Below are 21,648 nucleotides of genomic sequence, written 5' to 3'. Positions count from 1 at the left end.
AACCTTTCCCTGTTTGATTTGAAGTGGCTCCTGTTAAGAGAACAGTGAGGGCAGGGCGCTATCTGCTTCACGGGGTTCACTTTCAGGTTTCGCGTTCAGTAGTAAGTCGACTATTGCTTTCACCTTATTGATGTCCAAAGGACTAGCTGGTGACTTGTAAATAGCGGCGTCCAGAACTGCTTGGAGCTGACCCAGCTCAGGGATGTGCAGTTGCCTCGCGGTTTCAGCCAAGCTCTTCCCATTTACTTGCGGCCACTTTGCAGCAAGCCACTTTAAAGTGGCTTGCTGCATATGGATGGGGTTCTCACTCTCCAGAGCTTTTTTAAGGGCACGGGTTTCACGTTGTAAGTCGGGAGCCTGGGTGTGGTTGCTAGGTATTTGCTGGGCGGGTTTGCGCCTCTGAAAGAAAAAGTACAGCACCCACAGTAAGTGAGAGGCAATCGCGATGATAGCCAGGTTGCGCCAAAAATGGCTCACAGTACCGACTTGTTCGGTGGGTGTAGCTGACTGAGGTACTTTAGCACTGGTTTCATTGTCGCTGGTTACTGCAGCAGCAGTACCGGAAACTGAGAAGCGGAATGCCGGTAGTTGAGTGGTGCGTTGTCGTTGGCTTTTTGTATCCCACCAGGTCACAGTGACGGGAGGAAGCTCGTAGTCCCCGGGTTGTGTAGCCACAATCGCGGTTGTCTCAATACGGCTTCCGGTAACGCCGTTGGGCCCAACCTGGTCTTCTTGTTGCGGTTGATCGGGGTAAGTTTTAAGGCCATCCACGTTGAGTTTGGGAAGTGGGGGCAACTGTGCGGCCCTGAGCCCTTCGGCACGTACGGTAAGAATTCGGGTAATAGGTTCGCCTACGGCAAAGGTGTCCGGGTCCTGGCTCCAGCTTTGAACAATGCCGAGACTGGCAGCGGGCAGCCATTGGCTGCCAGAGTGGTCAGCGGGTTTTGGCAGCACTTCAATAGACTTCTCTTGGGAGCGAAGTCGAAGCCTTTGGCTGTTGCGATTAAATAGGGAGAAGGGGTCCCTGCGCCCAGCGATGGCCACGTAGGTTAGTGCGGGAATGCTGAGCTTGCCCGAGCTATCTGGGAAAACGGCGTAGGTAACTTCGTAAACCGCATGGCTCACATCATTGAGCTTGCGCTCATATCGCTGCTCATCGACTTTTTCTGCATGAGCGCCGGCAACCTTGAGAGGCTCTGTTGCGATATCGTGTAAGCCGATAGTGGTGTACAGGCGAATTTTTACCAGCAGTTGCTCTTGGACATAGACCTTTTCCTTGTCGAGTGTTACTTCCAGAAAAGCCTGCTTTTCACCGCCGTTAGGTCCACTTTGCGCCTCGGTGACCGTGACGGGAACCGCATCGGAAACCTCTCCTTGATAGTTAAAAGAGGGGATAAACAGTTTGCCTTCCCGTTTGGGGGCTAGCGCCAGTACCCACTCGACAAAACTCTCTGCACGGCCATTGATAACGCGATACTGGTTGGACTGTTGGCGCGAGAGAATATCGAAATCCTGTTCCAACAAGTCAAAGTCCGGTTGTCCACCACTTTTGTCTCCTGAATAGCGCACACGTAAATTGACTGTCTCATCAATTCCAATCTTATCTCTATCGACCGTTGCGCTAAGATCGCTTGCTAAAACCGGTGTCGACAGACAAAGTGCTATTGCAAGAAGTAGCAAAGCGAAGGCGTGGCTGAGTGGGAGGCTCCAAAGTTTTATTCGGTTGTTAATGATTGCGTCCATAGGCATTTTTGAAATCAGTGTCCTTGAATCCAGCGACATTGCTCTACTGTTCTTTACCATCTTTGTGTCGCCCCATTTTCCGGTGGCTCCCACTCTCCGCTGCGATAGGCACGGCGCCTTTGCAGGCTCTCGTATTTGAACTTCTCGCGCATCAGACCGGCTGGATCATCGGGAATTTGACGGAGCCATTGGTCCAGGGCTTGTTGGGTTTCCTGGTCGAGTGGGCTTTCTTCAGCGCCAGTAGGTTGCGATTCCCCTTGCTGCGGCTGTTTTTCACCCTGTTGTTCGCCTTGCTGTTGTTGTTCGCTCTCCTGCTCTTCCTGGCCCTTTTCTTGGGAGCCCTGCTGCTCCTCACCTTGAGGCTGTTGCTCAGAGGACTCTGGTGAACCAGAGGGCTGTTGATTATTGCCCTGTTGCTGCTCGCTGGACTGCTGTTCGTTGTTCTTAGCTTGCTGCTCTTGGTTTTGCTGTTGTTCCTGGCTCTGCTGCTGGCCCTGCTGGTTCTGTTCCTGCTCGCTTTGCTGCTGTTCACCGGACTGCTGTTGGGATTGCTGCTGTTTTTCTTGCAGCTCTTTCAGCTTTTCAGCAATCTCCCGATTGTGCTCGGCATCGGCAAACTCGGGCTGCTTTAGCAGGGCTTCATCGTAGGCTTCGATAGCTTTATCGTAGTCCCCCTGTTGCACCAGGCTGTTGCCAAGATTGTACAGACTCTGTGAATTATTACTTTGGGCGAAATTTTCCTGGGCCTCTGCGTAATTGCCTGCGCGATAGTTGGCAGTGCCTTTCCATTCGGGGTTGTGAAATTCTTGCGCGGCCTCTGCCGGCTGTCCCTCTTCTAATAGGCGCTGGCCCTGCTGGTCTTTGCGTTGCCATAAATCCTGCCACTCAATAGCCTGGCTTTCACTTGAAATTCCAGTTAGTAACAGTAAGGGCAGGGCGCATGCCAGAGCTCCCCGACGGAAGAGTAGGGCTGCAAAAGGTAGTATTAAAAGCAGCAATAGCGGCCCTTCATCCCGCCATTGGTCGAACTCCCTTTCTGTGAGCTGCGCTTGTTGCGGGCTGTCAGTTTGAGGCAGTAAATAGTCGATATCGCTGTCATTTACCGTAATTTTGGCAAAACGCCCTCCGCTGGACTGGGCGAGCTGGCGAAGCTCACTGGCATCGAAATTGGAGATGACGATGGCCCCTTTACTATCGGTCACAAATCCACCGGTATTCCCCCGTGGGATGGGGCTGCCCTCGCCGCTGCCCACGGCGAGTATGCTCATCTCAACTTTTGCGTTGGACAGAGCTTTGGTGACCTCATCGGCGGCCATTGAGTCTATGCCGTCGGTAACGGCAAGTAATTGTCCGCGTCCTGCGGCTCCATCCTTTAACAGGCGAATCCCGGTATCGACGGCCATTTCGATATTGCTGCCGGGGACTGGCATGATTGAGGGCGATAACGCGGGTACCAGATTGGCGATAGTAGCCGTGTCCTCGGTAAGAGGGGTGACGACATGGGCTTCTCCAGCATAGGCGACGAGTGCGGTGAGGCCGTCTTTTCTCTGGCGCAAAATATCCAAAATTTTAAGGCGGGCGCGGGTTAGTCGATTGGGTGATAGATCTGTCGCCATCATGGACGGTGACAAGTCTAGCAGTATGACCAGGGCATCCTGGTTGCTGTACACCGGGGTTGGCAGCTTGCGCCAGGCAGGGCCGGCCAGAGCGATAATCATCGCGACCAGCAGCGCAAATATTAATGCGAATAACCAGGGTCTTTTACTGCCACCGCGCAGTAGAAGGTGGGGCAGCAGATCTGGGTCTATGACCTTTTGCAGTTGAGCGCTGTTGAGCACCATCTTTGCCAATCCCCAACAGAGTAGTGCTGCGGGAATTAGCAGCCACAGAACCCCAGGGCGCAGGAAGTGGAAGGATTGGATTAGGTCGAGCATATTCACTGGGCTTGACCTCCATTGTTACGACTTATCTCTTCTCGTCTGGCAGGGAGCTGAAAATTGCTCACCAGGGGAATCAAGGCCCAAATTCCAGCCAGTAGTAGGGCGATGCTAAGGGGCCAGGTGAACAGGGACCTCATGGGGCGGTAACTTTCCGCTTCTTGTTCGACAGGCTCTAACTTATCCAGTTCGGCATAGATTTCTGCCAGCTCCTGCGGGTTGTGGGCGCGGAAATAGCGGCCCCCGGTTTTATCGGCGATTTCCTTGAGTGTCTTGCTGTCGAGGTCTCGCGAAGGGTTAATTCTGCGGCTGCCAAAACGGCTCCCCAGAAGGCCGGGTTGAACCATTTCGTCGGCACCAACACCGATGGTGTAAACGGTAATGCCCGCTTGCTGTGCCAGTTCGGCAGCTTTGAGTGGGGAGACTTCCCCCGCAGTGTTGGCGCCATCGGTGAGGAGTATCAGCACGCGTTGCTCTGCGGGGCGTTGGGTCAGGCGTTTGACCGATAGCCCAATGGCATCGCCGATGGCAGTTCCCTGTCCAGCAAAGCCGATCTGGGCCTCTTTTAGTAGAGTTTCTACCGTCTCCCTGTCGTAAGTGAGTGGGGCTTGCAGGTAGGCGCGAGTACCAAACAGTACCAGCCCCAAACGGTCACCTTTGCGCCGTTCAACAAAGTCACCAACCACTTGTTTTACTGCATTGATACGCATCGCCGGTCGGCCATTAATTACCATATCGGGCGTTTCCATACTGCCTGAAATATCTACGGCAATAAGGAGGTCCCTTGCGCTGCTGGGTTGAGATATCGGCTCCCCATACCACCGGGGGCGGGCTGCGGCGCTAATTAAAAGCAGCCAGATCAGAATCAACAAAAACAGATTGAGCAGATTGCTTTGTTCACCGCCGCCACGTTGGGATAGCTCCGAATAAAATGGCACCTTCAGGGCGCTGCTCATGGGTTTGGAGCGGGGTAGCAGCCAGCGAGCGAGTAGCGGGAGTGGGGCTAAAAAGAAAACCCATGGCCAGGCGAATTCAAACATGCGCGGCCTCCCCGCCCTGGTGTTGTGGGCTGTTTTTGGTGGGTTGTCCGTGCTGCTTCACCCATAAAATGGCATATTCCTGTAGCGCTCGGTTTTTGTCTGGGTCACAGCTGCCGCGATAGAGGTTTTCAATGAGTGCTTGTTGCGCATCAGAGGGGCACTCGAGTGGGGCTGACTTTTTCAGGAATTCGACCCATGCTGTGCCGATAAGATTGCCGCACTCTGTACGGCTATAGGTTGTAACTGCCACTCGCTTAAGTATTTCATTAATTTCTGGTACTGCATCCGCCTCCTCAGTATTTACTGCAGCGAGCAGTGAAGCTGCTTCGACACGATAGCGATTGCGTTCAATTTTTTTGCGCCGCTGCCGCCACCATAGGGCAGCGGCGGCCACACAGACAAGAATTAATACGGCCAACATCCACCAGCCTGGAGCGGGTGGCCACCAATTAACCGCATTGGGCTCTTGTATATCGCGGAGTTGCGATAACAATTCCTGGGCCTCGGGCGAAGGCGCTTGCGGTGTTGGGGATTGCATTTGTTTTGCCAGAAGACTTCCTTTTATCACGACTGGCCCTCAATTAAATTGCCAGTGCGTTTTGCCTTCGCTCCTTGGTTCGCCAAAACATTGGCGACTAGCTTTTTCTGCACTTTCAAACTCATTACTACTTGGGCCTTCTCGTATTTTGCCAGCCATTATTTCTTTGCCGCGAGCCGTAGACGGACATCAGTGCTGGAATAAGCGGTTGGGTGTTATCAAAGTCCAGCAACGGCAGCCGATAACGCCGGCACAGTTGTTCAACCTCGGCGCGGGCTCGGGCTTGCTTTTCGGCAAAATGTTCGTGAACCGGCCGATTGCCGGCATGAAGGAATGTGCGCTGGCGACCGTCAGATATAGTGAGGGATTGGCCGGGCAGATGTTGCTCCAGCGGGTCCGATACCCTCAGCACCTGCAGGTCGGCATGACGGGATAAAAGGTAGAGTGGCTGCGAGCAGCTCTCGTCGAGATCATGGCAATCACTGATTAAAAAGAGCGCACTTCCAGGGCGTGCGATTCTTCGCGCTTCCTCCAGCAATGTTTTTAGTGTTTGGCTGCCCTGTTCGGGGACGGGGCTGCTCAGTTCCGCAGCGCGGGCAACCGTACTGTGAATCATCGAAAGTACGGCGTGGTGGCTGCGGCGCGGACGCACTGTGTCTATTTCCCGGTCGGAGAAAAGTAGCGCCCCGATCCGATCGCTGTGCTGTAAACCAGCCCAACCCAGCGCTGCAGCAATGCCGCTGGCCGTCACCGATTTAAATGCCCTTTGGCTGCCAAAAAACATCGGCGAGCGCAAATCCAACAGGATAACTACCGGGCGTTCGCGCTCCTCTTGGTAAAGTTTGGTGTGGGTTTGGCCGGTTCGAGCTGTTACGCGCCAGTCAATGGAGCGTACATCATCGCCGGCCTGGTAGTTCCGCACTTCCTCAAAATTCATGCCGCGGCCGCGGTGGCGAGTGAGCAGGCTGCCGGCCTGATCACTGCGGGCCAGGCGCGGTTTGAATAATTGCAACTGCCGTGCGGCGTAGCGCATTTGTACCAACGGCGTTACTTCGGGATAAGCCCCGCGCAGTTCGAGCTCAGTTGGGGATGCTTCAGCGGACATCAGATCGCAGGCACCTGTTGAAGTAATCGCTCAATTACCTGGTCGGTAGTAATTCCCGCCGCTTCCGCCTCAAAACTCAACAGGAGTCGGTGGCGTAAAATATCGGGAGCGACATTCATTACATCATCTGGGGTGACGTAGTCGCGCCCAGCGAGCCAGGCGTGAGCGCGCGCGCAGCGATCCAATGCAATTGTTGCTCTCGGACTTGCACCAAAATCTAGCCATGACGCCAGCTCGCTGTCATACTTCGCCGGCTCGCGAGTAGCAATGACAAGTTGGACAGTATAGGTTTCCACGGCCTCAACCATCTGCATTTCCAGAATTTGGTTGCGCGCCTGAAGAATGGTCTCTTGGCTGATAATTTCAGTGGGGCGATTTTCGCCAAGGCTAGCCTCGGATCTGGCCAGGCGCAGGATTTTTGCTTCCGCCTCCGCATTGGGATAGGCAAGATTTACCTGCATTAGGAATCTATCTAATTGTGCCTCTGGCAGAGGATAAGTCCCTTCCTGCTCAATAGGGTTTTGGGTAGCCATTACCAAAAATAACTGGGGAAGGGGATAAGTTTTTCGGCCGACACTGATCTGCCGTTCTGCCATAGCTTCGAGCAGCGCCGACTGAACTTTGGCTGGCGCACGGTTAATCTCATCGGCCAGTATCAGGTTGTGAAACACTGGACCTGGTTGAAAATGGAACTCTCCGGTTTCCGGCCGGTAAATGTCGGTGCCGGTAATATCCGCCGGAAGCAGATCTGGCGTAAATTGAACGCGATGGAAGTCACCCTCAATAGCTTCGCCCAGTGTTTTAATGGCCTTGGTTTTGGCCAGGCCTGGCGCTCCCTCCACCAAAAGGTGGCCATCGGCCAGCATGGCGATCAGCAATCGGTTAACCAATCTCTCTTGACCGATAATCTGCTCTTCCAACCAATCGCCCAAAGCGGCGATATGATCCCTAATAGTCTGGTTTGCTTCCATAGTATCTCTTCTTCTGAGAATTTAGCCGCCGCACGGACCTGGCTGGCTTTCTACCATCTATATATAGTCGCCGCCGAGAAGGTGGCGACTGATGATTTTAGCGGCACCAAATGAAGAGGCAACTCTTGAGACGTAGGCCTCTGCCGAGCCGACTAGATTCTGAGGTGGAATGGACTTCTCCTCACTGTCTGACTGAAAGTGTAATTTTTAGGGCTCGACCCTGCAGCTGCGTATGGGCTGAGATGATGACCTTTTCGGATCTACAGTGTTTGGATTCGATGTGACAAAAATGAGATTGGGAGGTTCCCCGTGAATATGGCGACGGTTATTACCGACAGCCGTGAAGAATTAGTTGCGCAGATTTGCGAGCTGATTCGTGACAAGCTGACCAGCGAAGCCGAACCCGTTGTGGCTTTTGCCCAGCAGTTCCTCAATCAGTACCCATTAGAGGATCTGGCCGGTCGTCGTCTTGTTGACGTCTATGGCTGCATATACACCTGGTGGAACTTTATTCAACAGCGCCCGGGCGGCCTACCCAAGGTGAAGGTCTTTAACCCCCGCCTCGAAGACGATGGTTGGGAGTGCTCGCATACGGTCATTGGTGTGCTGCAGCGGGATATGCCATTTCTGGTGGATTCCATTCGCATGGAGATCAATCGCCGAAATACAGTGACTCATTCGATAAAGAGTACGGTAGTTCGAGTCGAGCGCGATGCCAAGGGGAAACTGACTCGCCTGTTGCCACCAGAGGAAGAGTTGCTGGGTGAAAAGCCGCAGGCAAAAGGGAAGCGCATTACGAACGAAGCGATGATTTATGTCGAGATTAATCACGACACTTCATCTGAGTTCGCTTCAGGCATGATGACTGGCTTAAAAGACGTACTCGGCGATGTGGAGCTGGTAGTGGACGACTATGTCCCGATGCTGGAAACCTGCAGCGCAATGGAGGGACAGTTACAGGCGGGGCTTCCAGACGAAGACACCAACCTATTGGAAGCCAGTGCATTTTTACAGTGGATGCGCGACGGTAACTTCACCTTCCTGGGATATCGCGAATACGAGTTCAGTGTTGTCGGGGATAAAAAAATCCTCAATGAAGTTGAAGACCGTAGGCTCGGTATTTTCAAAAAGCTGGAAGAAGCCGCGCCGATGCTGGAAACCTCTTTTAGTGAGGGCAAGCAGCGTTTCTACCAGGGGCCCAATTACCTGACATTTGCCAAGTCCTCCGTTAAGTCCCGGGTGCACCGCACGGCCTATTCGGACTACGTGATGATTAAGCGCTACAACACCAATGGTGAGGTAATTGGTGAAGCGGCGTTTATGGGGCTTTATACCTCGCCGGTTTACACCGAGAGCCCGGCGAAAATTCCGATTATTCGCCGCAAGATGGCCTCGATCATCGAGTCTAGTGGTCTCTCCGGGCAGGGGCACGATGGCAAAGCCCTGCGCCGGATTCTCGATACCTTCCCAAGGGATGAACTTTTCCAGGGCAGCACCAAAGAGCTGTTTGACGTGGTAATGGGTGTGCTGCAGTTAAATGAGCGGGCTCACCTTCGCCTGTTTATGCGTCGCGACCCCTTTGGTAAATTCGTCACTGCCACCGTATACGTTCCCCGTGAGCTGTTTAACAGTGATGTGCGCGAGGTGATTTGCGCGCATATTGCCAAAGCGATTAATGCGAAGGACTCGGACTTCACCACTTTCTTCTCCGAATCCATTCTCGCGCGGGTTCATTTTGTTTTCCGCGTGTCCCCCGATGAGCCTGTTGATTTTGATGTCGCGCTGCTGGAGGCGCAAATTGTGGATATTACCCGCTCCTGGGAAGATGTTTTCCAAAGATCACTAATTGAAAATAGCGGGGAAGAAGAGGGCAGTCGTCTCTATCGTACTTTTGGCCGCGCCTTCCCGGCGGGGTACCGTGAAGACTTTGAGCCTCGTATTGCGGTGCAGGATGTAGCAGCCGTTCAGAGCCTCAGTGAAGATAACCGGGTGGCAATGAGCTTCTACCAGCCGGTGGGGGCCGCTCAGGGCAGTCTGCGGTTCAAGGTATTCAACTGGGGCAGCGGCCTGACGCTCTCCGACGTGATTCCCGTGCTGGAAAACCTGGGCTTGCGGGTTATTGGTGAATTCCCCTATACGATTCGCCCCCGTGGCTATACCGATGTGTGGATGCACGAATTCCATCTGGAATTTGGTCTGCCCACCAAAATTGATGCGCAAGCATCCCGTGGCCTGTTCCAGGATGCGTTCGCGGCGATCTGGAATCACACGGCGGAAAGCGATGCCTTCAATCGCCTGGTGCTGGCCGCCCGCCTTAACTGGCGCGAAGTATCCATGCTTCGTGCCTACGCCCGTTACCTGAAGCAAACCAAGTCCGGTGCCAGCCAGAGCTATATTGCCGCTACCCTGGCCAGCCACGTGGATATCACCCGCAACCTGGTAGCCTTGTTTAGGGCGATGTTCGATCCCCGTTTAAGCACTGGTAAGCAGGAGCAGCCCCGTGTCGAGCGCTTGATCGCTAAAATTCACGATGGTTTGGATACGGTTGATAACCTGAATGAAGATTTGGTTCTGCGCCGTTATTTGGAATTAATCCTGGCGACCCTGCGCACTAACTTCTTCCAGGTGAATGATGAAGGGCAGCCCAAGGATTATATTTCGATCAAATTCAGTCCCCGGGATATTCCCGGCATTCCCGAACCCCGCCCGGAGTTTGAGATTTTTGTTTACTCCCCTCGCGTGGAAGGTGTGCACTTGCGCGGCAGTAAAGTCGCTCGCGGCGGCCTGCGTTGGTCTGACCGACTGGAAGATTTCCGCACAGAAGTTCTGGGCCTGGTAAAAGCCCAAGCGGTGAAAAATGCGGTTATTGTACCCAGTGGTGCAAAAGGTGGATTTGTCGTTCGACGTCCGCCTACCGATGGCAGTCGCGAAGCCATGATGGAAGAGGGAATCTCCTGCTACAAAACCTTTATTCGCGGCCTTTTGGATATCACCGACAATCTGAAAGATGGAGAAGTTGTACCGCCCAAATATGTTGTTCGCCGGGATGAGGATGACCCCTACCTGGTAGTGGCTGCGGATAAAGGGACGGCGACTTTCTCAGATATCGCCAACGGCATTGCCGGGGAGTATGGCTTCTGGATGGGCGACGCTTTCGCCTCCGGTGGCAGCCAGGGATACGACCATAAGAAAATGGGTATTACAGCCCGTGGAGCCTGGGTATCGGTGCAGCGCCACTTCCGTGAGATGGGGGTGGATGTCCAGAAAGAAAACTTCTCTGTTGTCGGCATTGGCGATATGGGTGGAGATGTTTTTGGTAACGGCATGTTGCTGTCTGAGCATATCTGCCTGAAAGCGGCCTTTAACCACCTGCATATTTTTGTGGACCCCAATCCGGATGCAGAATCCAGCTTTAAAGAGCGCCAGCGTTTGTTCGCGTTGCCCCGTTCGAGCTGGAGAGATTACGAGCGCAAATTAATTTCCAAAGGTGGTGGTATCTTCGAGCGTCGCGCCAAGGCCATTGCTATTACGCCCGAAATGAAAGAAGCGTTTGATATCAAACAGGATCAACTGAACCCCAACGAGCTGATTAGTGCCTTGCTCAGAGCGCCGGTGGATCTGATCTGGAATGGCGGTATTGGCACTTATGTTAAGGCTACTACCGAGACGGACTCCGAAGTTGGTGACAAGTCCAATGATCACTTGCGCGTTGATGGTCGGGAGTTGCGTGCCAAAGTCTTTGGCGAGGGCGGCAACCTGGGTATGACCCAGCGTGGACGTATTGAGTTTGCTCTCAATGGCGGGCGTTGTAACACCGACTTTATCGATAATGCGGCCGGTGTGGATTGTTCTGACCACGAGGTAAATATCAAGATCCTTCTGGATAAAGTCGTTGCTCAGGGTGATTTGACTGAAAAGCAGCGCAATGAGCTACTGGATGGGATGACCGATGCTGTCGGTGAATTGGTGCTGCACAATAACTATGAGCAAACTTTTGCCCTCAGTGTGGCGGAATATCAGGTTGCCAAGCGCCTGGACGAGTACCGCAGAACTATCAACACTTTGGAAGACGACGGCCGATTGAACCGCGCGCTGGAGTTTATTCCTGACAACGAGCAGATTTCTGAGCGCGAGCACAAAGGGCAGTCCCTGACCCGCCCCGAATTATCGGTTCTAATTTCATACGTTAAGGTCAAGTTGAAAGAAGAGCTGCAAAATGCACAAATCACCGACAATGAGCGGGTGCGTTTTGCGGTTGAGTCTGCATTCCCGGAAAAATTGGTCGAGCGTTATCGCGACCAAGTCTATGACCATCCGCTGTTGCGCCAGATCGTGGCTACCCAGGTCGCCAATGAGATGGTTAACAGTATGGGTATCACCTTCTACAACCGTATCGGTACAGCTACTGGCGCCGATGTGAATGATGTAACTGCTGCTTACGTCAGCGCTCGCGATGTGTACGAGATGCACGACTTCCAGGAGCAGCTGGCTGCGCTGGACTACAAGGTGCCAGCGGAGCTGCAAACGGAACTGCTGAACTCGATGATAGGCCGTGTGCGCCGGGCAACCCGGTGGTTCCTGCGCAATCGCCGCAATGAGTTGGAGCCAGCTACCAACTGCGAGCTGTTCCAGGAGCCGGTACAGCGGGTTATTACAGCGTTGCCGCAGGTCTTGAGTGGCGAGCCCCTTAACGAATGGGAGCAGCGCTACCAGAAACTCCTGGAAGCAGGGGTACCAGAGGCCCTGGCCCTGCTGTCGGCGTCGCCCACCTACCTCTACTCGGCACTGGGTATTTCCGAGTCGGCGCGAGCTAGCGATACTCCCGTAGAGGAAGTTGCCACGGTTTACTTCAGGCTGTCGGATGAGTTGAACCTGCATTGGTTTGGCAATCTGATCGTCGATTTGCCGGTAGACAGCTTCTGGCAGGCGCAGGCCCGGGAGACCAGTATGGATGACCTGGACAGCCAGTTGTCGACACTGGCGGTGAACATCCTCCGCTTGGGCAAGGCTGAAAATCTTGATGTAGAGGGTGCAATGTCCCGCTGGAGCGCTATCATGGCGCCCGCAATTCAACGCTGGCACAATATGATTGCCGAGTTGAAGTCTACTTCTGTCGGTGACTTTGCCATGTTCACTGTGGCTTTGCGCGAGCTAATGTATCTCGCCCACGCCACTGCGGACCGGGAAACCCTGGCAGAACAGTAGCGGAATAGAGCCCAGGGGCCGCTCAAAGGTCCCTGTAGTATCGTCATCACAAGATAGAGCCCTTCGTTTTTCTGAAGGGTTCGCCTCCCCACGTAAGGAAAGGTATGTATTCAACACTGCGTAAAGCCTTGTTTGCGCTTGACCCTGAGCGGGCCCACCATTTGTCGATTGATGCCATTGGCGCTGCAGAGCGTCTCGGTTTGATGTCCCTGTACAAAAAGTCGGTGCCGGATGATCCGGTCGAGTTGATGGGGCTCACTCTACCCAACCCAGTTGGTTTGGCCGCTGGTCTGGATAAGAATGCGCAGGCCTTTAATGGTTTCGGAGCCCTGGGATTCGGGTTTGTTGAAGTGGGCACCGTGACACCGCGTCCCCAACCCGGCAATCCGCTGCCAAGGCTGTTTAGGGTGGAAGAGGCCGATGCGATTATTAACCGTATGGGTTTTAACAACCTCGGTGTTGACTACCTGATTGAAAGAGTGAAAAAGCGCCGTTATAGCGGTGTTTTGGGGATTAATGTGGGTAAGAACTTAGATACTCCAGTGGAAAAGGCCGCCGATGACTACTGCCTGTGTATGGAGAAGGTGTACCGCTACGCCGACTACATCACTGCCAACGTTTCTTCTCCCAATACCAAAGGGCTACGTGACCTCCAGTTTGGTGACAGTCTCAATCGCTTGCTGGGCAGCATCAAAGACAAGCAGATGGAGCTGGCTCAAAAGAGTGATCGCTACGTCCCTGTTGCCGTCAAGATTGCCCCGGATATGGAAGGCGATGCGGTGGCGCAGATAGCTGAGGCGCTGTGTGAGTACGATATCGATGGCGTGATCGCTACCAATACGACGATCGATAAGTCTTCAGTCGCCAAGCTGCCCCATGGTAGCGAAGAGGGCGGTTTGAGCGGAAAACCCCTGAGAGCGCAATCCACCAAGGTCATCGAGCTGTTATCGAAAGAGTTGAGCAAGCAGATCCCGATTATTGGGGTTGGCGGTATTTTTGATGGTGACAGTGCGGCTGAAAAGATTCGTGCTGGGGCGACTGCCGTACAGATGTATACCGGTTTCATCTATCGGGGGCCTGAATTGATTCGTGAGGCGGCAGAGGCAATTGCTTTGGAGCGCCGCCGAACAGGGCAAGGGTAAGCTGTATCAGTCGCTGACTTCTAGGAAAAGGGGGGCTTTTGACGATAAGCCCCACTTGCCATCGCTAAATGGTGCTCCACCCGTCAGGGTATTGGATGTCGGTAGAAACGGCGCCATAAATCTCCAGTTTTTGCGCCTTGGTCACTCTGTCGAAGCCATTCCAGTAATCTTCCCGCCCCTCACGCCAACCATTGATCCACTCCTGATGAGGATCCTCTTCGACAAATGGGCAGCTATCCATAGACTTGTTGTTCAGGGCTGCCAAATAGCCCTTGTAAAATGCCCTGTCGGCGTGATTTCGTTTTTGGCGTTTCATCGTATACGGCACCTCTACTTTGTCGGTCTGTGGACAGTTTGTCGGCAGGTTCGCAAACGGCTCTATTTGGGGTGTCTCTCAATGAATTTTAGTGAAGGAAATAAGTCTGTGAACGGACCGACCCAATCCACCTTATTAGTAAGAGTAAAGTGGCTGCGTGGGAATCGGAAAATATCTCTAGATGACAGTATGACTTATGGGGCAGGTAGTAATTAATGGCAGGGCGTATTCTCTTCTGCCACAAAATGGGATAATCGTCCTCTTTTGGGGCAAGGCGATAGCGCTCAATTTCCCTAGTTGGGGACTGTAAAGGTTTTGCCTCCAAGTTTTATTTGTGCGTACTGGCGGCGCAGACTTTGCCGGCAGCTTTAAGTGGGCAGTCTTCATTGACGCACAAAACTTCCTCCGCAGGAGGAGCTTAATGAGTAAGTATTTTGACAGATTTACAAACTGAAGAATTTGAGTTTACGGCTACGTGTCCCAAGGGAATAGAGGGACTGCTCGCTAATGAATTACGCGACCTGGGTGCAGGGTCTGTAAGGGAGCAGCCGGCGGCAGTGTATTTTTCCGGCTCCCTGAAGCTGGCTTACCGCTGCTGTCTGTGGAGTCGCTTGGCAAACCGCATTATGTTGCGTTTGGCGCAGGTGCATGTAGCCACCGCTGAAGACCTCTACCAAGCAGTTGCCGAGCAACCCTGGGAACTCCACATTCGCCCCTCGGGCAAACTGTGGATGCAATTCTCTGGGACCAATCGAGAGATCCGCAATAGTCAGTTCGGTGCTCAAAAAGCAAAAGATGCCATTGTCGACCGCCTTCGCCGCCAGTCGGGAGCCCGTCCAAGTATTGATAAACATCATCCAGATTTGACGGTTGCCCTGCGCTTGCATCGGGATAAGTTGGATATCGCCATCGATCTAAGCGGTGACAGCTTGCATCGCCGTGGCTACCGAACCCATATCGGTGCAGCCCCACTGAAAGAGAACCTTGCGGCAGCACTGTTGCTGCGAGCCGGCTGGCCAAAGATTGCTGAGCAGGGTGGAGCCTTGCTCGACCCGATGTGTGGCTCGGGCACTATTCTGGTGGAGGCGGCGATGATCGCTGCGGATATGGCACCGGGATTAATGCGGGATAGCTTTGGTTTTGAGCGCTGGCTGAACCATCAAAGCGATATTTGGAATGAGCTTCGCGAGGAGGCATTGCAGCGTCAAGGCGTTGGCCTGGCGCGCGAACTGCCAGAGATTCGCGGTTACGATGCCGATGCGAAAGTCTTGTTTGCGGCTGAGGCTAATATTGCCCGGGCCGGTCTGGAGCGCCAGGTGCGAGTGAGTTGCCGCCCAGTAGCAGGGTTTAGGGTACCGAGCCATAGAGAAGTCAAAGCGGGATTGGTTTTGACAAACCCGCCCTACGGTGAGCGCTTGGGTGAGCAGGAAGCTCTGCGGGAGACCTATTTTGAACTGGGGCGGCAGTTAAAGGCGGAGTTCCCGGGCTGGTTGGTCGGTGTGTTTACCGGCAATCCGGAACTGGGTTATGCCACCGGTTTACGCTCTCACAAGCAGTACCAGCTATACAATGGCAGTATCCCCAGTCAGTTGCTGATGTTTGAGGTTCGTGCGCAAAGTGGGGCGGCGGCGAGTGAAGCTGCTGGGCCGAAGTTGTCACCCCAGGCGGAGATGGTAGCAAATCGCTTGCGCAAAAATCTGCGCACTACGGGTAAATGGGCCGCGAGGAGTGGCGTGGATTGTTACCGCCTCTACGATGCGGACTTGCCTGAGTATGCTGCGGCGATCGATATCTATAAAACCCTAGATGGCGCCGTGTACGCGCATTTGCAGGAGTATCGTCCGCCGGCCACTATCGAGGAAGAGAAGGCTCGGGGGCGCTTGCGCGATTTGTTAAGGGCCCTTCAGTCCGTGCTCGAATTGCCTCGCGCGAATATCAGTATTAAAGAACGCCGTCGCCACAGCCACAAGGGCGGAGGTAAGGGTGGCAGTCAGTACCAGAAGCAGACGGAATCCAGAAAGGAGCTCTGGGTTGGGGAGTATGGTGCTGAGTTGGCGGTAGATCTGTGGAGCTACCTGGATACAGGGCTTTTCCTCGATCATCGCCCGGTGCGCAAATATCTACGAGAGATTTCTGCCGGTAAAACATTCCTAAACCTTTTCTGCTATACAGCCAGTGCGACGGTCCAAGCGGCTCTGGGTGGTTGCAAGCAAAGCACTAGTGTCGATATGTCGCGAACCTATCAAAACTGGGCGGGACAAAATTTCCGTGCTAATAACATGGATCCTTATCGCCATCAGTTGGTCGAGGCCGATTGTTTACAGTGGCTTGAATCTGCTCAACAGAACAGGAAAGGCCATTACGATTTAATATTCATGGACCCCCCGAGTTTCTCCAATTCCGCGAAGATGAGCGGGGTATTAGATATTCAGAGGGACCACGGGAAATTGATTCGTCAGTGTATGTCCCTGTTGTCGCCTCAAGGTCGCTTGGTGTTTTCCAACAACTTGCGCAGCTTTAAGATGGACGAGGACGTTTCCAGTGAATATTCGGTAGAGAAGCTGAACCTTTTGGATAAGGACTTTCAGCGCAACCCAAAAATTCACAATGTTTGGGAGCTCCGGCTGAAGTAGGGTGGTACTAACGCTTTAGTGATTTATGGCCGGCTTGATTTAATAGCCGGCCTAAGATACCTAAGGTCTAATAGGTTTTGACCATTGAAATTGAGGGATTTTACAAGCTGGAGGTAAATCGCCGTCCAGTGTCAATTTACTTGTAATTCAATTCTAGGTTAATTTGGGCCAGCGGCTTTCAGCTAGAACTTTGCATAAATAAAAAGATAGCGAAAGTTGACGGTACAACCACAGAAACCCGATTCGCTGTGAGCTCGGATCTATTCATTCAGATCCATTACAACCCGTATCCCCACATCCTTTGAGCGCGCGGTTTCATTGAGGCCTTTTCGGTAGTCAGAAGAAATCTTACTAGAGGTATCACGCATTGAGCCGCCCCTTACAGAATGAAGTTGGCAGCCGTTAATCTTTATAGGCGCTGAAGTAGTTTTTGTTGGGTTGTATCCAGCTTGGTAGCAGTCTTCCACCCACTCAGCCACGTTCCCTGCAGTGTCAAAAAGGCCAAAAGGATTCGCCTGGTAATGCCCTACGGGAGCTGTACTGATACTGAACAGCTTTGTAAATTCGCTAGAGCAACCCCTGCGGCAATTCGCTTTTCCCCGGACGTCGCTGGAAGCCCACCAGTATTGGTGGGAACTACCTCCCCGGGCTGCGTACTCCCACTCGGCTTCACTGGCCAGCCGATACTGCTTACCAGACTCCTTTGACAGCCACTTCACATACCTTTGTGCGTCCCGCCAGGTCACATTAATTACCGGTCTATCGCCGCGCCCCCAGCCTGCATCGCTGGGTTTAGCACTGCCGGTGGCCTCGGCGAAACGATCGTATTCGGCAAAGGTGACCTCATAGATGGATATAGCAAAGTCCTGCTCTACATTTACCCTGTGCGCAGGGCTGGCCAATCGCCGCTGGTTATTGCCCATGGTAAAGCTGCCTGCTCCCACTGCGACCATTTTCGGGCCCAAGCCACCAGAGGATAATTCAGATTGAAATCGCTTGCCGATAAAGTAGGCAGGTTCCAGCTCGATCGCCACTTCGAGGTTTTGTTCTTCCAGCAAGACCCACTGGCGAACTTTACTGAAGCCCCGTTTACTCACTTCCACATCATATTTGCCTGGGCTCAATTCAAGCCCCGGCTGGTAGCGGGGGGCTATGTTCATAATCCGCACACGGGCATCAGACGGCTTTGTGTTAATCGTTAGGCTGTACAGCTTGGGTTGGTTCTCTGCTCTTGGCTCTGCAGGCTCAGGCGTGAGAACTTTTGGGGGCTCAATATTACTCCTGGCAATCAGTGCCTGATTACCACTGAGGGGTAGTTGTGCATCTGCATTGAGCGAGGAAGGTAGATTTAGCTGGGTAACTTGTACCTGTGAGTCTAGGGCATCTGCTGCTGATTCAGTTGGCGCAGACTCTGTATTTGAATTTGGAGCAATATTGGCAGGCTGCTCCGCGGTACCTAGTAGGGTGGCAGCTGTAAAATCGGCAGCGCCGTCCAATATAGGTAGTCCAAGTTGCCAGCCGGCCTTGTGATCAACGATGCTATACAGGCCCCAGGTTGAGGTAAGGCCAACAGCGATAAAGCTGCTCATAAGCCAGGAGCGCTTGTGTTTTGTTGGCTCAGCGAGGAACTGCCGCAGGCGTACAACAGTATCCTGCTCCTTACGCTCTGGCTTCTCGGGCGTTTCCTTCCGTTTCCAACTGGAAGCAACTCTCCCGAGTTGGTCTGCCACACTGCCGTAAATGGTCAGTACAAGTGCTTTTGCCAAGCTGGAAGTTTTTAAAGTTGAATTGTTGAGCTGGCTGATTTGGTTGGCCGGCTTTCCGGCGAGGGCTGCAACCAAATCATCTGCGGCATCGGCGATATCCAGGCCGCGTTGAAATCGCTTATCCGGATCTTTGGCCAGGAAGTGATCAAGTAGAGGCTGATAAAGTGCGTATCGGGCTGGCAATCGCGGTATTGGGTCGGTGAGGTGCTTTATTGCAATGGCGACGGCTTCGTCTGCCTGATAGGGCACGGCTCCTGTGAGCATTTCATAGAAAACAACTCCCAGGCTATACAGGTCGGCACGACCGTCAACCGCTGCTCCGCGAGCTTGTTCCGGGCTCATATAGTGAGGGGTTCCCACAACCATCCCGCTGTTAGTCATACGGGTGGTTCTCGCGATAGCCCGGGCAACCCCAAAATCACTGAGTACGGCCGATCCGTCTTCGCGAAACAGGATATTCTCCGGTTTCAGGTCTCGGTGTACATAGCCCTTGCTGTGGGAGTGGTCTAGGGCCATGGCTATCTGGCGCACAACATTAAGCGCCTCAAGAGGCTCAAGCCCACCTTTGCTTAAACGCTCTGCGACCGAGCCCCCAGGCATGTAGTCCATGGCGATATAGTTCAGGCTGCGGTAGCGGCCAATATCGTGAATACCGACGATATTTGGGTGTGACAGCTGCCCAACGATATTTGCTTCCCGCTGGAACCGCTCACTGAATATTGGATCAGCGTTCAATACTGGCGACATAACTTTTAGTGCCACCTGCCGGCCCACACTGCGCTGTATAGCCAGGTAGACTGAGGACATTCCCCCCTGATTGATCTTCTTGAGGATGCGGTAGCCCGGTATCTGCAGTGAAGAGGTGCCGCTATTGACGACTTCCATGAAGTGCTTTCCCTATCTTAAAGCAGAGTTGAAAGTCCGTAGGCAACTGCGGTGGCTAAGGCGACTGTGAAGAGGAGAATGAAGGGGCGATACTTTCTGAGTGTGGAGCCGGGCAGGGTGGGCTCGCTAATTGGGTTGAGGGATGCGGTAGAAGAAGGTTGCGCTGTGGATGGGGCATCTATGACCTGAACAGTGACGTTATCTTTGCCTCCTGCATCCAATGCTGCAGCGATTAGAAGTTCTGTTGCTCTGTGTGTATCACTGTTTTCTGTCAATATCTGGCTGATTGAATTTGCTGGTACTTCCGAACTAAGTCCATCGCTGCAGATGAGTAGTCTCTGTCCTGCTGCCCAGCGATAGGAGACTCGGTCCACTTCGAGTTTGGGGTTGGTACTACCGCCGATACATCGGGTAATTACATGCCGGTTGGGGTGAATTGCGGCTTCTTCGGAGTTGATAGCGCCTGAATCCATCAACATCTGTACGTAGGAGTGGTCGCTGGTTAGTTGGGTGAGCTTCCCTGTTGTGCCTTCGGGAGCCCAGAGGTAAGCGCGGCTGTCTCCAACCCAGTAGATATGAAAGTAGTCACCCTCTTCAGCAACAACGACCGCAGTAGAGCCCATATTGGCTGTGGTTTGTTCATCGCCCAGTAAAAGGGCGTGCGCTTTTTGCAAGGCACGCTCGTAGTGCTTGTCAGTTTCCGCTGACTTTTGGATTTCTTCAACAACAGTTTTGCTCGCGAGTTCACCAGCGTGGTGACCGCCAAGGCCATCGGCTACAACCCAGATACCTTTGTCTTCCGCAGCCCAATAGGCATCTTCGTTCTGTTCACGCTTATAGCCGGTATGGGTTGCGCCGGCACTGCGTGTAGCGTCTTTGCTTTGCTGAACTATCCCGCTGTGCCGTGATACTTCGCGTACTTTGGCTTCACTCACTGGCGTGCAACTACCTGTAATTTATTTAATCTTTCTAACGGTGATAACCCTCCGGTAATCACACGCCTCTTCCCTGTTGTGCTCTCGGCTTATTCAAGTTGCCGATCACTTTGTAGGTCATCGCTGAATCTGTTAAATACTAGACCTTTGGGCCATTTTAAGCTGCAAACCGAATCACACGCTAATGATATCGCCCATGATAAACTCAACTTTATCAATAAAAGTGAGTGTTTCGGCTGCTTTTTAACATTAGTTAAGCTCACTGTCTTCAATAATTGGCCAATTTCACACGGCCATTTTGGCTTTAGGAGCGATTTCGATGCTCAAACTTTGTGATGTCAATGATCTCAGCCAGAGCGTATGGCTGGTATCGCCGGGAGTAACTGTGGGGCGGGCGCAGAGTAGTGACTTGTGTATTGCCGATGATTCCGTAGCGAAGTCGCACCTTAAAATTGCGGTTAATGGCGATGTTCTGACTTTGCACAATTTGTCGGGCGCGGCCCGTGTCTTGCTTAATGGTCAGCCAACTGGTACGCCGTGCCAGTTAAAAATAAACGATCAGGTCAAAGTGGGCAGCCGTTTACTCCAGGTAATCGACCCTAAGGTAACTAAGCTTAAGTCTGGCCCCCCTAAGGCTGCTTCGAATCAGGGCGTTGCCTGGGCGCTAAGAGCCAATCACCGGGCTATTGCAGGAAAGGTGTTCCCTGTGAAAGAGAGTGCGGTAATTGGGCGCTCCGATGAGTGTGATATAACTTTTTCGCTTTCTCATCTTTCGCGTAGGCACGCTCGTCTCGAAGTAAGGGAGGGCTTACTGTTCGTTATTGACTTAGGTTCGGCAAATGGGACTTTTGTCAATAATAGAAAGGTTAGTGAGAGTCGGGTGCGCAGGGGAGATGAGCTCCGGCTCGACACTTTAAGTTTTTCAATTGTCGGCCCAGCTGACGATAACAACCGCACGGCTGTACGCCCGGCTTTGCCGGAGTTCGAATTGCCCAGTTCTACCTCTGTCTCTGGAGAAGCCGATACAGTCCCCTACGCAGTGCAACCCAGTTTGTCCGAGGAGGTACCTGAGGAAGTCGATAAGCCAAAGGCTAAAAGTAAAACGTGGCTTTTAATAGTGGGGCTTGCGCTAAGTGTTGCGGGATATCTCTGGGGCAGCAGCCAGGGGGTTTTTGGATGAGCGATATAAAAGAGCTTTTGCTCTACACCACTTTGGGTTGCGGCCTGTGCGAAAAAGCCAAAATTGAAATTTGGCCTGCCCTGGAAAAATTCAACTTGCGTCTTCGCGAGGTGGATATCGCCGAGGATGAAGCGTTAATGGAGCGCTTTTCTATCCGCATTCCGGTGGTTGGCCTTGGAGACCCCGACGATGTTTGCGGTTGGCCGTTTGACCAGGTCCAATTGCAAGATTGGCTGAAGGAGAGGCTTTAAA

General features: G+C 53.1%; 14 protein-coding genes. 5 read left to right on the top strand and 9 right to left on the bottom strand.

Annotated elements, in window-relative coordinates:
* Positions 1-33: 33 nt before the first annotated feature.
* The 6 genes from ACJJII_RS20780 to ACJJII_RS20755 all read right to left on the bottom strand — a co-directional run bounded on the left by ACJJII_RS20780 (position 34) and on the right by ACJJII_RS20755 (position 7,334).
* Positions 34-1,803, bottom strand: coding sequence for a BatD family protein (locus ACJJII_RS20780; RefSeq protein WP_444917568.1), 1,770 nt, complete (start codon positions 1,801-1,803; stop codon positions 34-36).
* Positions 1,797-3,677 carry a vWA domain-containing protein gene (locus ACJJII_RS20775; RefSeq protein ID WP_444919291.1) on the bottom strand — a complete coding sequence of 627 codons (1,881 nt, stop codon included), beginning with the start codon at positions 3,675-3,677 and terminating at the stop codon, positions 1,797-1,799. Before ACJJII_RS20775 ends, ACJJII_RS20780 begins: the two co-directional genes overlap by 7 nt.
* A 2-nt stretch (positions 3,678-3,679) precedes the next feature.
* Positions 3,680-4,720: a vWA domain-containing protein gene (locus ACJJII_RS20770; RefSeq protein ID WP_444917567.1), complete on the bottom strand. Its 1,041-nt coding sequence runs from the start codon at positions 4,718-4,720 to the stop codon at positions 3,680-3,682.
* Positions 4,713-5,258 carry a DUF4381 domain-containing protein gene (locus ACJJII_RS20765; RefSeq protein WP_444917566.1) on the bottom strand — a complete coding sequence of 182 codons (546 nt, stop codon included), beginning with the start codon at positions 5,256-5,258 and terminating at the stop codon, positions 4,713-4,715. The genes ACJJII_RS20770 and ACJJII_RS20765 overlap by 8 nt, the downstream gene beginning before the upstream one ends.
* 127 nt (positions 5,259-5,385) lie before the next feature.
* Positions 5,386-6,363, bottom strand: coding sequence for a DUF58 domain-containing protein (locus ACJJII_RS20760; RefSeq protein ID WP_444917565.1), 978 nt, complete (start codon positions 6,361-6,363; stop codon positions 5,386-5,388).
* Positions 6,363-7,334, bottom strand: a complete 972-nt coding sequence (locus ACJJII_RS20755) for an AAA family ATPase (RefSeq protein ID WP_282932305.1) — start codon at positions 7,332-7,334, stop codon at positions 6,363-6,365. The genes ACJJII_RS20760 and ACJJII_RS20755 overlap by 1 nt, the downstream gene beginning before the upstream one ends.
* A gap of 315 nt (positions 7,335-7,649) precedes the next feature.
* Here ACJJII_RS20755 and ACJJII_RS20750 point away from each other — a divergent pair, with 315 nt between their 5' ends.
* Positions 7,650-12,539: an NAD-glutamate dehydrogenase gene (locus tag ACJJII_RS20750; protein ID WP_444919290.1), complete on the top strand. Its 4,890-nt coding sequence runs from the start codon at positions 7,650-7,652 to the stop codon at positions 12,537-12,539.
* Positions 12,540-12,643: 104 nt separating this feature from the next.
* A complete protein-coding gene (locus ACJJII_RS20745) occupies positions 12,644-13,681 on the top strand; it encodes a quinone-dependent dihydroorotate dehydrogenase (RefSeq protein WP_444911035.1) in 1,038 nt (345 codons plus the stop codon).
* A gap of 64 nt (positions 13,682-13,745) precedes the next feature.
* Here the strand turns inward: ACJJII_RS20745 and rmf are convergent, their stop codons facing one another.
* Entirely contained in the window at positions 13,746-13,997 is a 252-nt protein-coding gene (gene rmf, locus ACJJII_RS20740) for a ribosome modulation factor (protein WP_108733677.1), read from the bottom strand.
* 434 nt (positions 13,998-14,431) lie between these two features.
* Here rmf and rlmKL point away from each other — a divergent pair, with 434 nt between their 5' ends.
* Positions 14,432-16,630 carry a bifunctional 23S rRNA (guanine(2069)-N(7))-methyltransferase RlmK/23S rRNA (guanine(2445)-N(2))-methyltransferase RlmL gene (gene rlmKL, locus ACJJII_RS20735; RefSeq protein WP_413662443.1) on the top strand — a complete coding sequence of 733 codons (2,199 nt, stop codon included), beginning with the start codon at positions 14,432-14,434 and terminating at the stop codon, positions 16,628-16,630.
* Between the two features lie 260 nt (positions 16,631-16,890).
* Here rlmKL and ACJJII_RS20730 read toward each other — a convergent pair whose 3' ends face one another.
* Together ACJJII_RS20730 and ACJJII_RS20725 are read right to left on the bottom strand one after the other, a co-directional pair.
* Positions 16,891-19,281 (bottom strand): bifunctional serine/threonine-protein kinase/formylglycine-generating enzyme family protein, encoded by a 2,391-nt coding sequence (locus ACJJII_RS20730; protein ID WP_413662442.1) that lies wholly within the window; start codon positions 19,279-19,281, stop codon positions 16,891-16,893.
* 17 nt (positions 19,282-19,298) lie between these two features.
* Positions 19,299-20,216 (bottom strand): PP2C family protein-serine/threonine phosphatase, encoded by a 918-nt coding sequence (locus ACJJII_RS20725; protein ID WP_413662441.1) that lies wholly within the window; start codon positions 20,214-20,216, stop codon positions 19,299-19,301.
* Between the two features lie 319 nt (positions 20,217-20,535).
* Here ACJJII_RS20725 and ACJJII_RS20720 point away from each other — a divergent pair, with 319 nt between their 5' ends.
* Both ACJJII_RS20720 and ACJJII_RS20715 read left to right on the top strand, forming a co-directional pair.
* Positions 20,536-21,396, top strand: coding sequence for an FHA domain-containing protein (locus tag ACJJII_RS20720; protein WP_413662440.1), 861 nt, complete (start codon positions 20,536-20,538; stop codon positions 21,394-21,396).
* The gene (locus ACJJII_RS20715; RefSeq protein ID WP_413662439.1) at positions 21,393-21,647 is read left to right on the top strand and encodes a glutaredoxin family protein; all 255 of its coding nucleotides are present in this window, start codon (positions 21,393-21,395) and stop codon (positions 21,645-21,647) included. Before ACJJII_RS20720 ends, ACJJII_RS20715 begins: the two co-directional genes overlap by 4 nt.
* Position 21,648: the final 1 nt, after the last annotated feature.

The sequence above is a fragment of the Microbulbifer maximicatervae (SeqCode) genome (assembly GCF_052467825.1).
The sequence above is the reverse complement of the archived record's forward strand: the minus strand, read 5'-3'. Positions and strand labels throughout refer to the sequence as shown.

Excerpts from the sequence above, each read along its gene's own strand:
- ACJJII_RS20745 (WP_444911035.1), top strand. The coding sequence starts at position 12,644 with ATGTATTCAACACTGCGTAAAGCCTTGTTTGCGCTTGACCCTGAGCGG.
- ACJJII_RS20750 (WP_444919290.1), top strand. The coding sequence starts at position 7,650 with ATGGCGACGGTTATTACCGACAGCCGTGAAGAATTAGTTGCGCAGATT.
- ACJJII_RS20780 (WP_444917568.1), bottom strand. The coding sequence starts at position 1,803 with ATGGTAAAGAACAGTAGAGCAATGTCGCTGGATTCAAGGACACTGATT.
- ACJJII_RS20775 (WP_444919291.1), bottom strand. The coding sequence starts at position 3,677 with ATGCTCGACCTAATCCAATCCTTCCACTTCCTGCGCCCTGGGGTTCTG.
- rmf (WP_108733677.1), bottom strand. The coding sequence starts at position 13,997 with ATGAAACGCCAAAAACGAAATCACGCCGACAGGGCATTTTACAAGGGC.
- ACJJII_RS20765 (WP_444917566.1), bottom strand. The coding sequence starts at position 5,258 with ATGCAATCCCCAACACCGCAAGCGCCTTCGCCCGAGGCCCAGGAATTG.
- ACJJII_RS20755 (WP_282932305.1), bottom strand. The coding sequence starts at position 7,334 with ATGGAAGCAAACCAGACTATTAGGGATCATATCGCCGCTTTGGGCGAT.
- ACJJII_RS20720 (WP_413662440.1), top strand. The coding sequence starts at position 20,536 with ATGCTCAAACTTTGTGATGTCAATGATCTCAGCCAGAGCGTATGGCTG.
- ACJJII_RS20730 (WP_413662442.1), bottom strand. The coding sequence starts at position 19,281 with ATGGAAGTCGTCAATAGCGGCACCTCTTCACTGCAGATACCGGGCTAC.
- ACJJII_RS20770 (WP_444917567.1), bottom strand. The coding sequence starts at position 4,720 with ATGTTTGAATTCGCCTGGCCATGGGTTTTCTTTTTAGCCCCACTCCCG.
- ACJJII_RS20715 (WP_413662439.1), top strand. The coding sequence starts at position 21,393 with ATGAGCGATATAAAAGAGCTTTTGCTCTACACCACTTTGGGTTGCGGC.
- ACJJII_RS20760 (WP_444917565.1), bottom strand. The coding sequence starts at position 6,363 with ATGTCCGCTGAAGCATCCCCAACTGAGCTCGAACTGCGCGGGGCTTAT.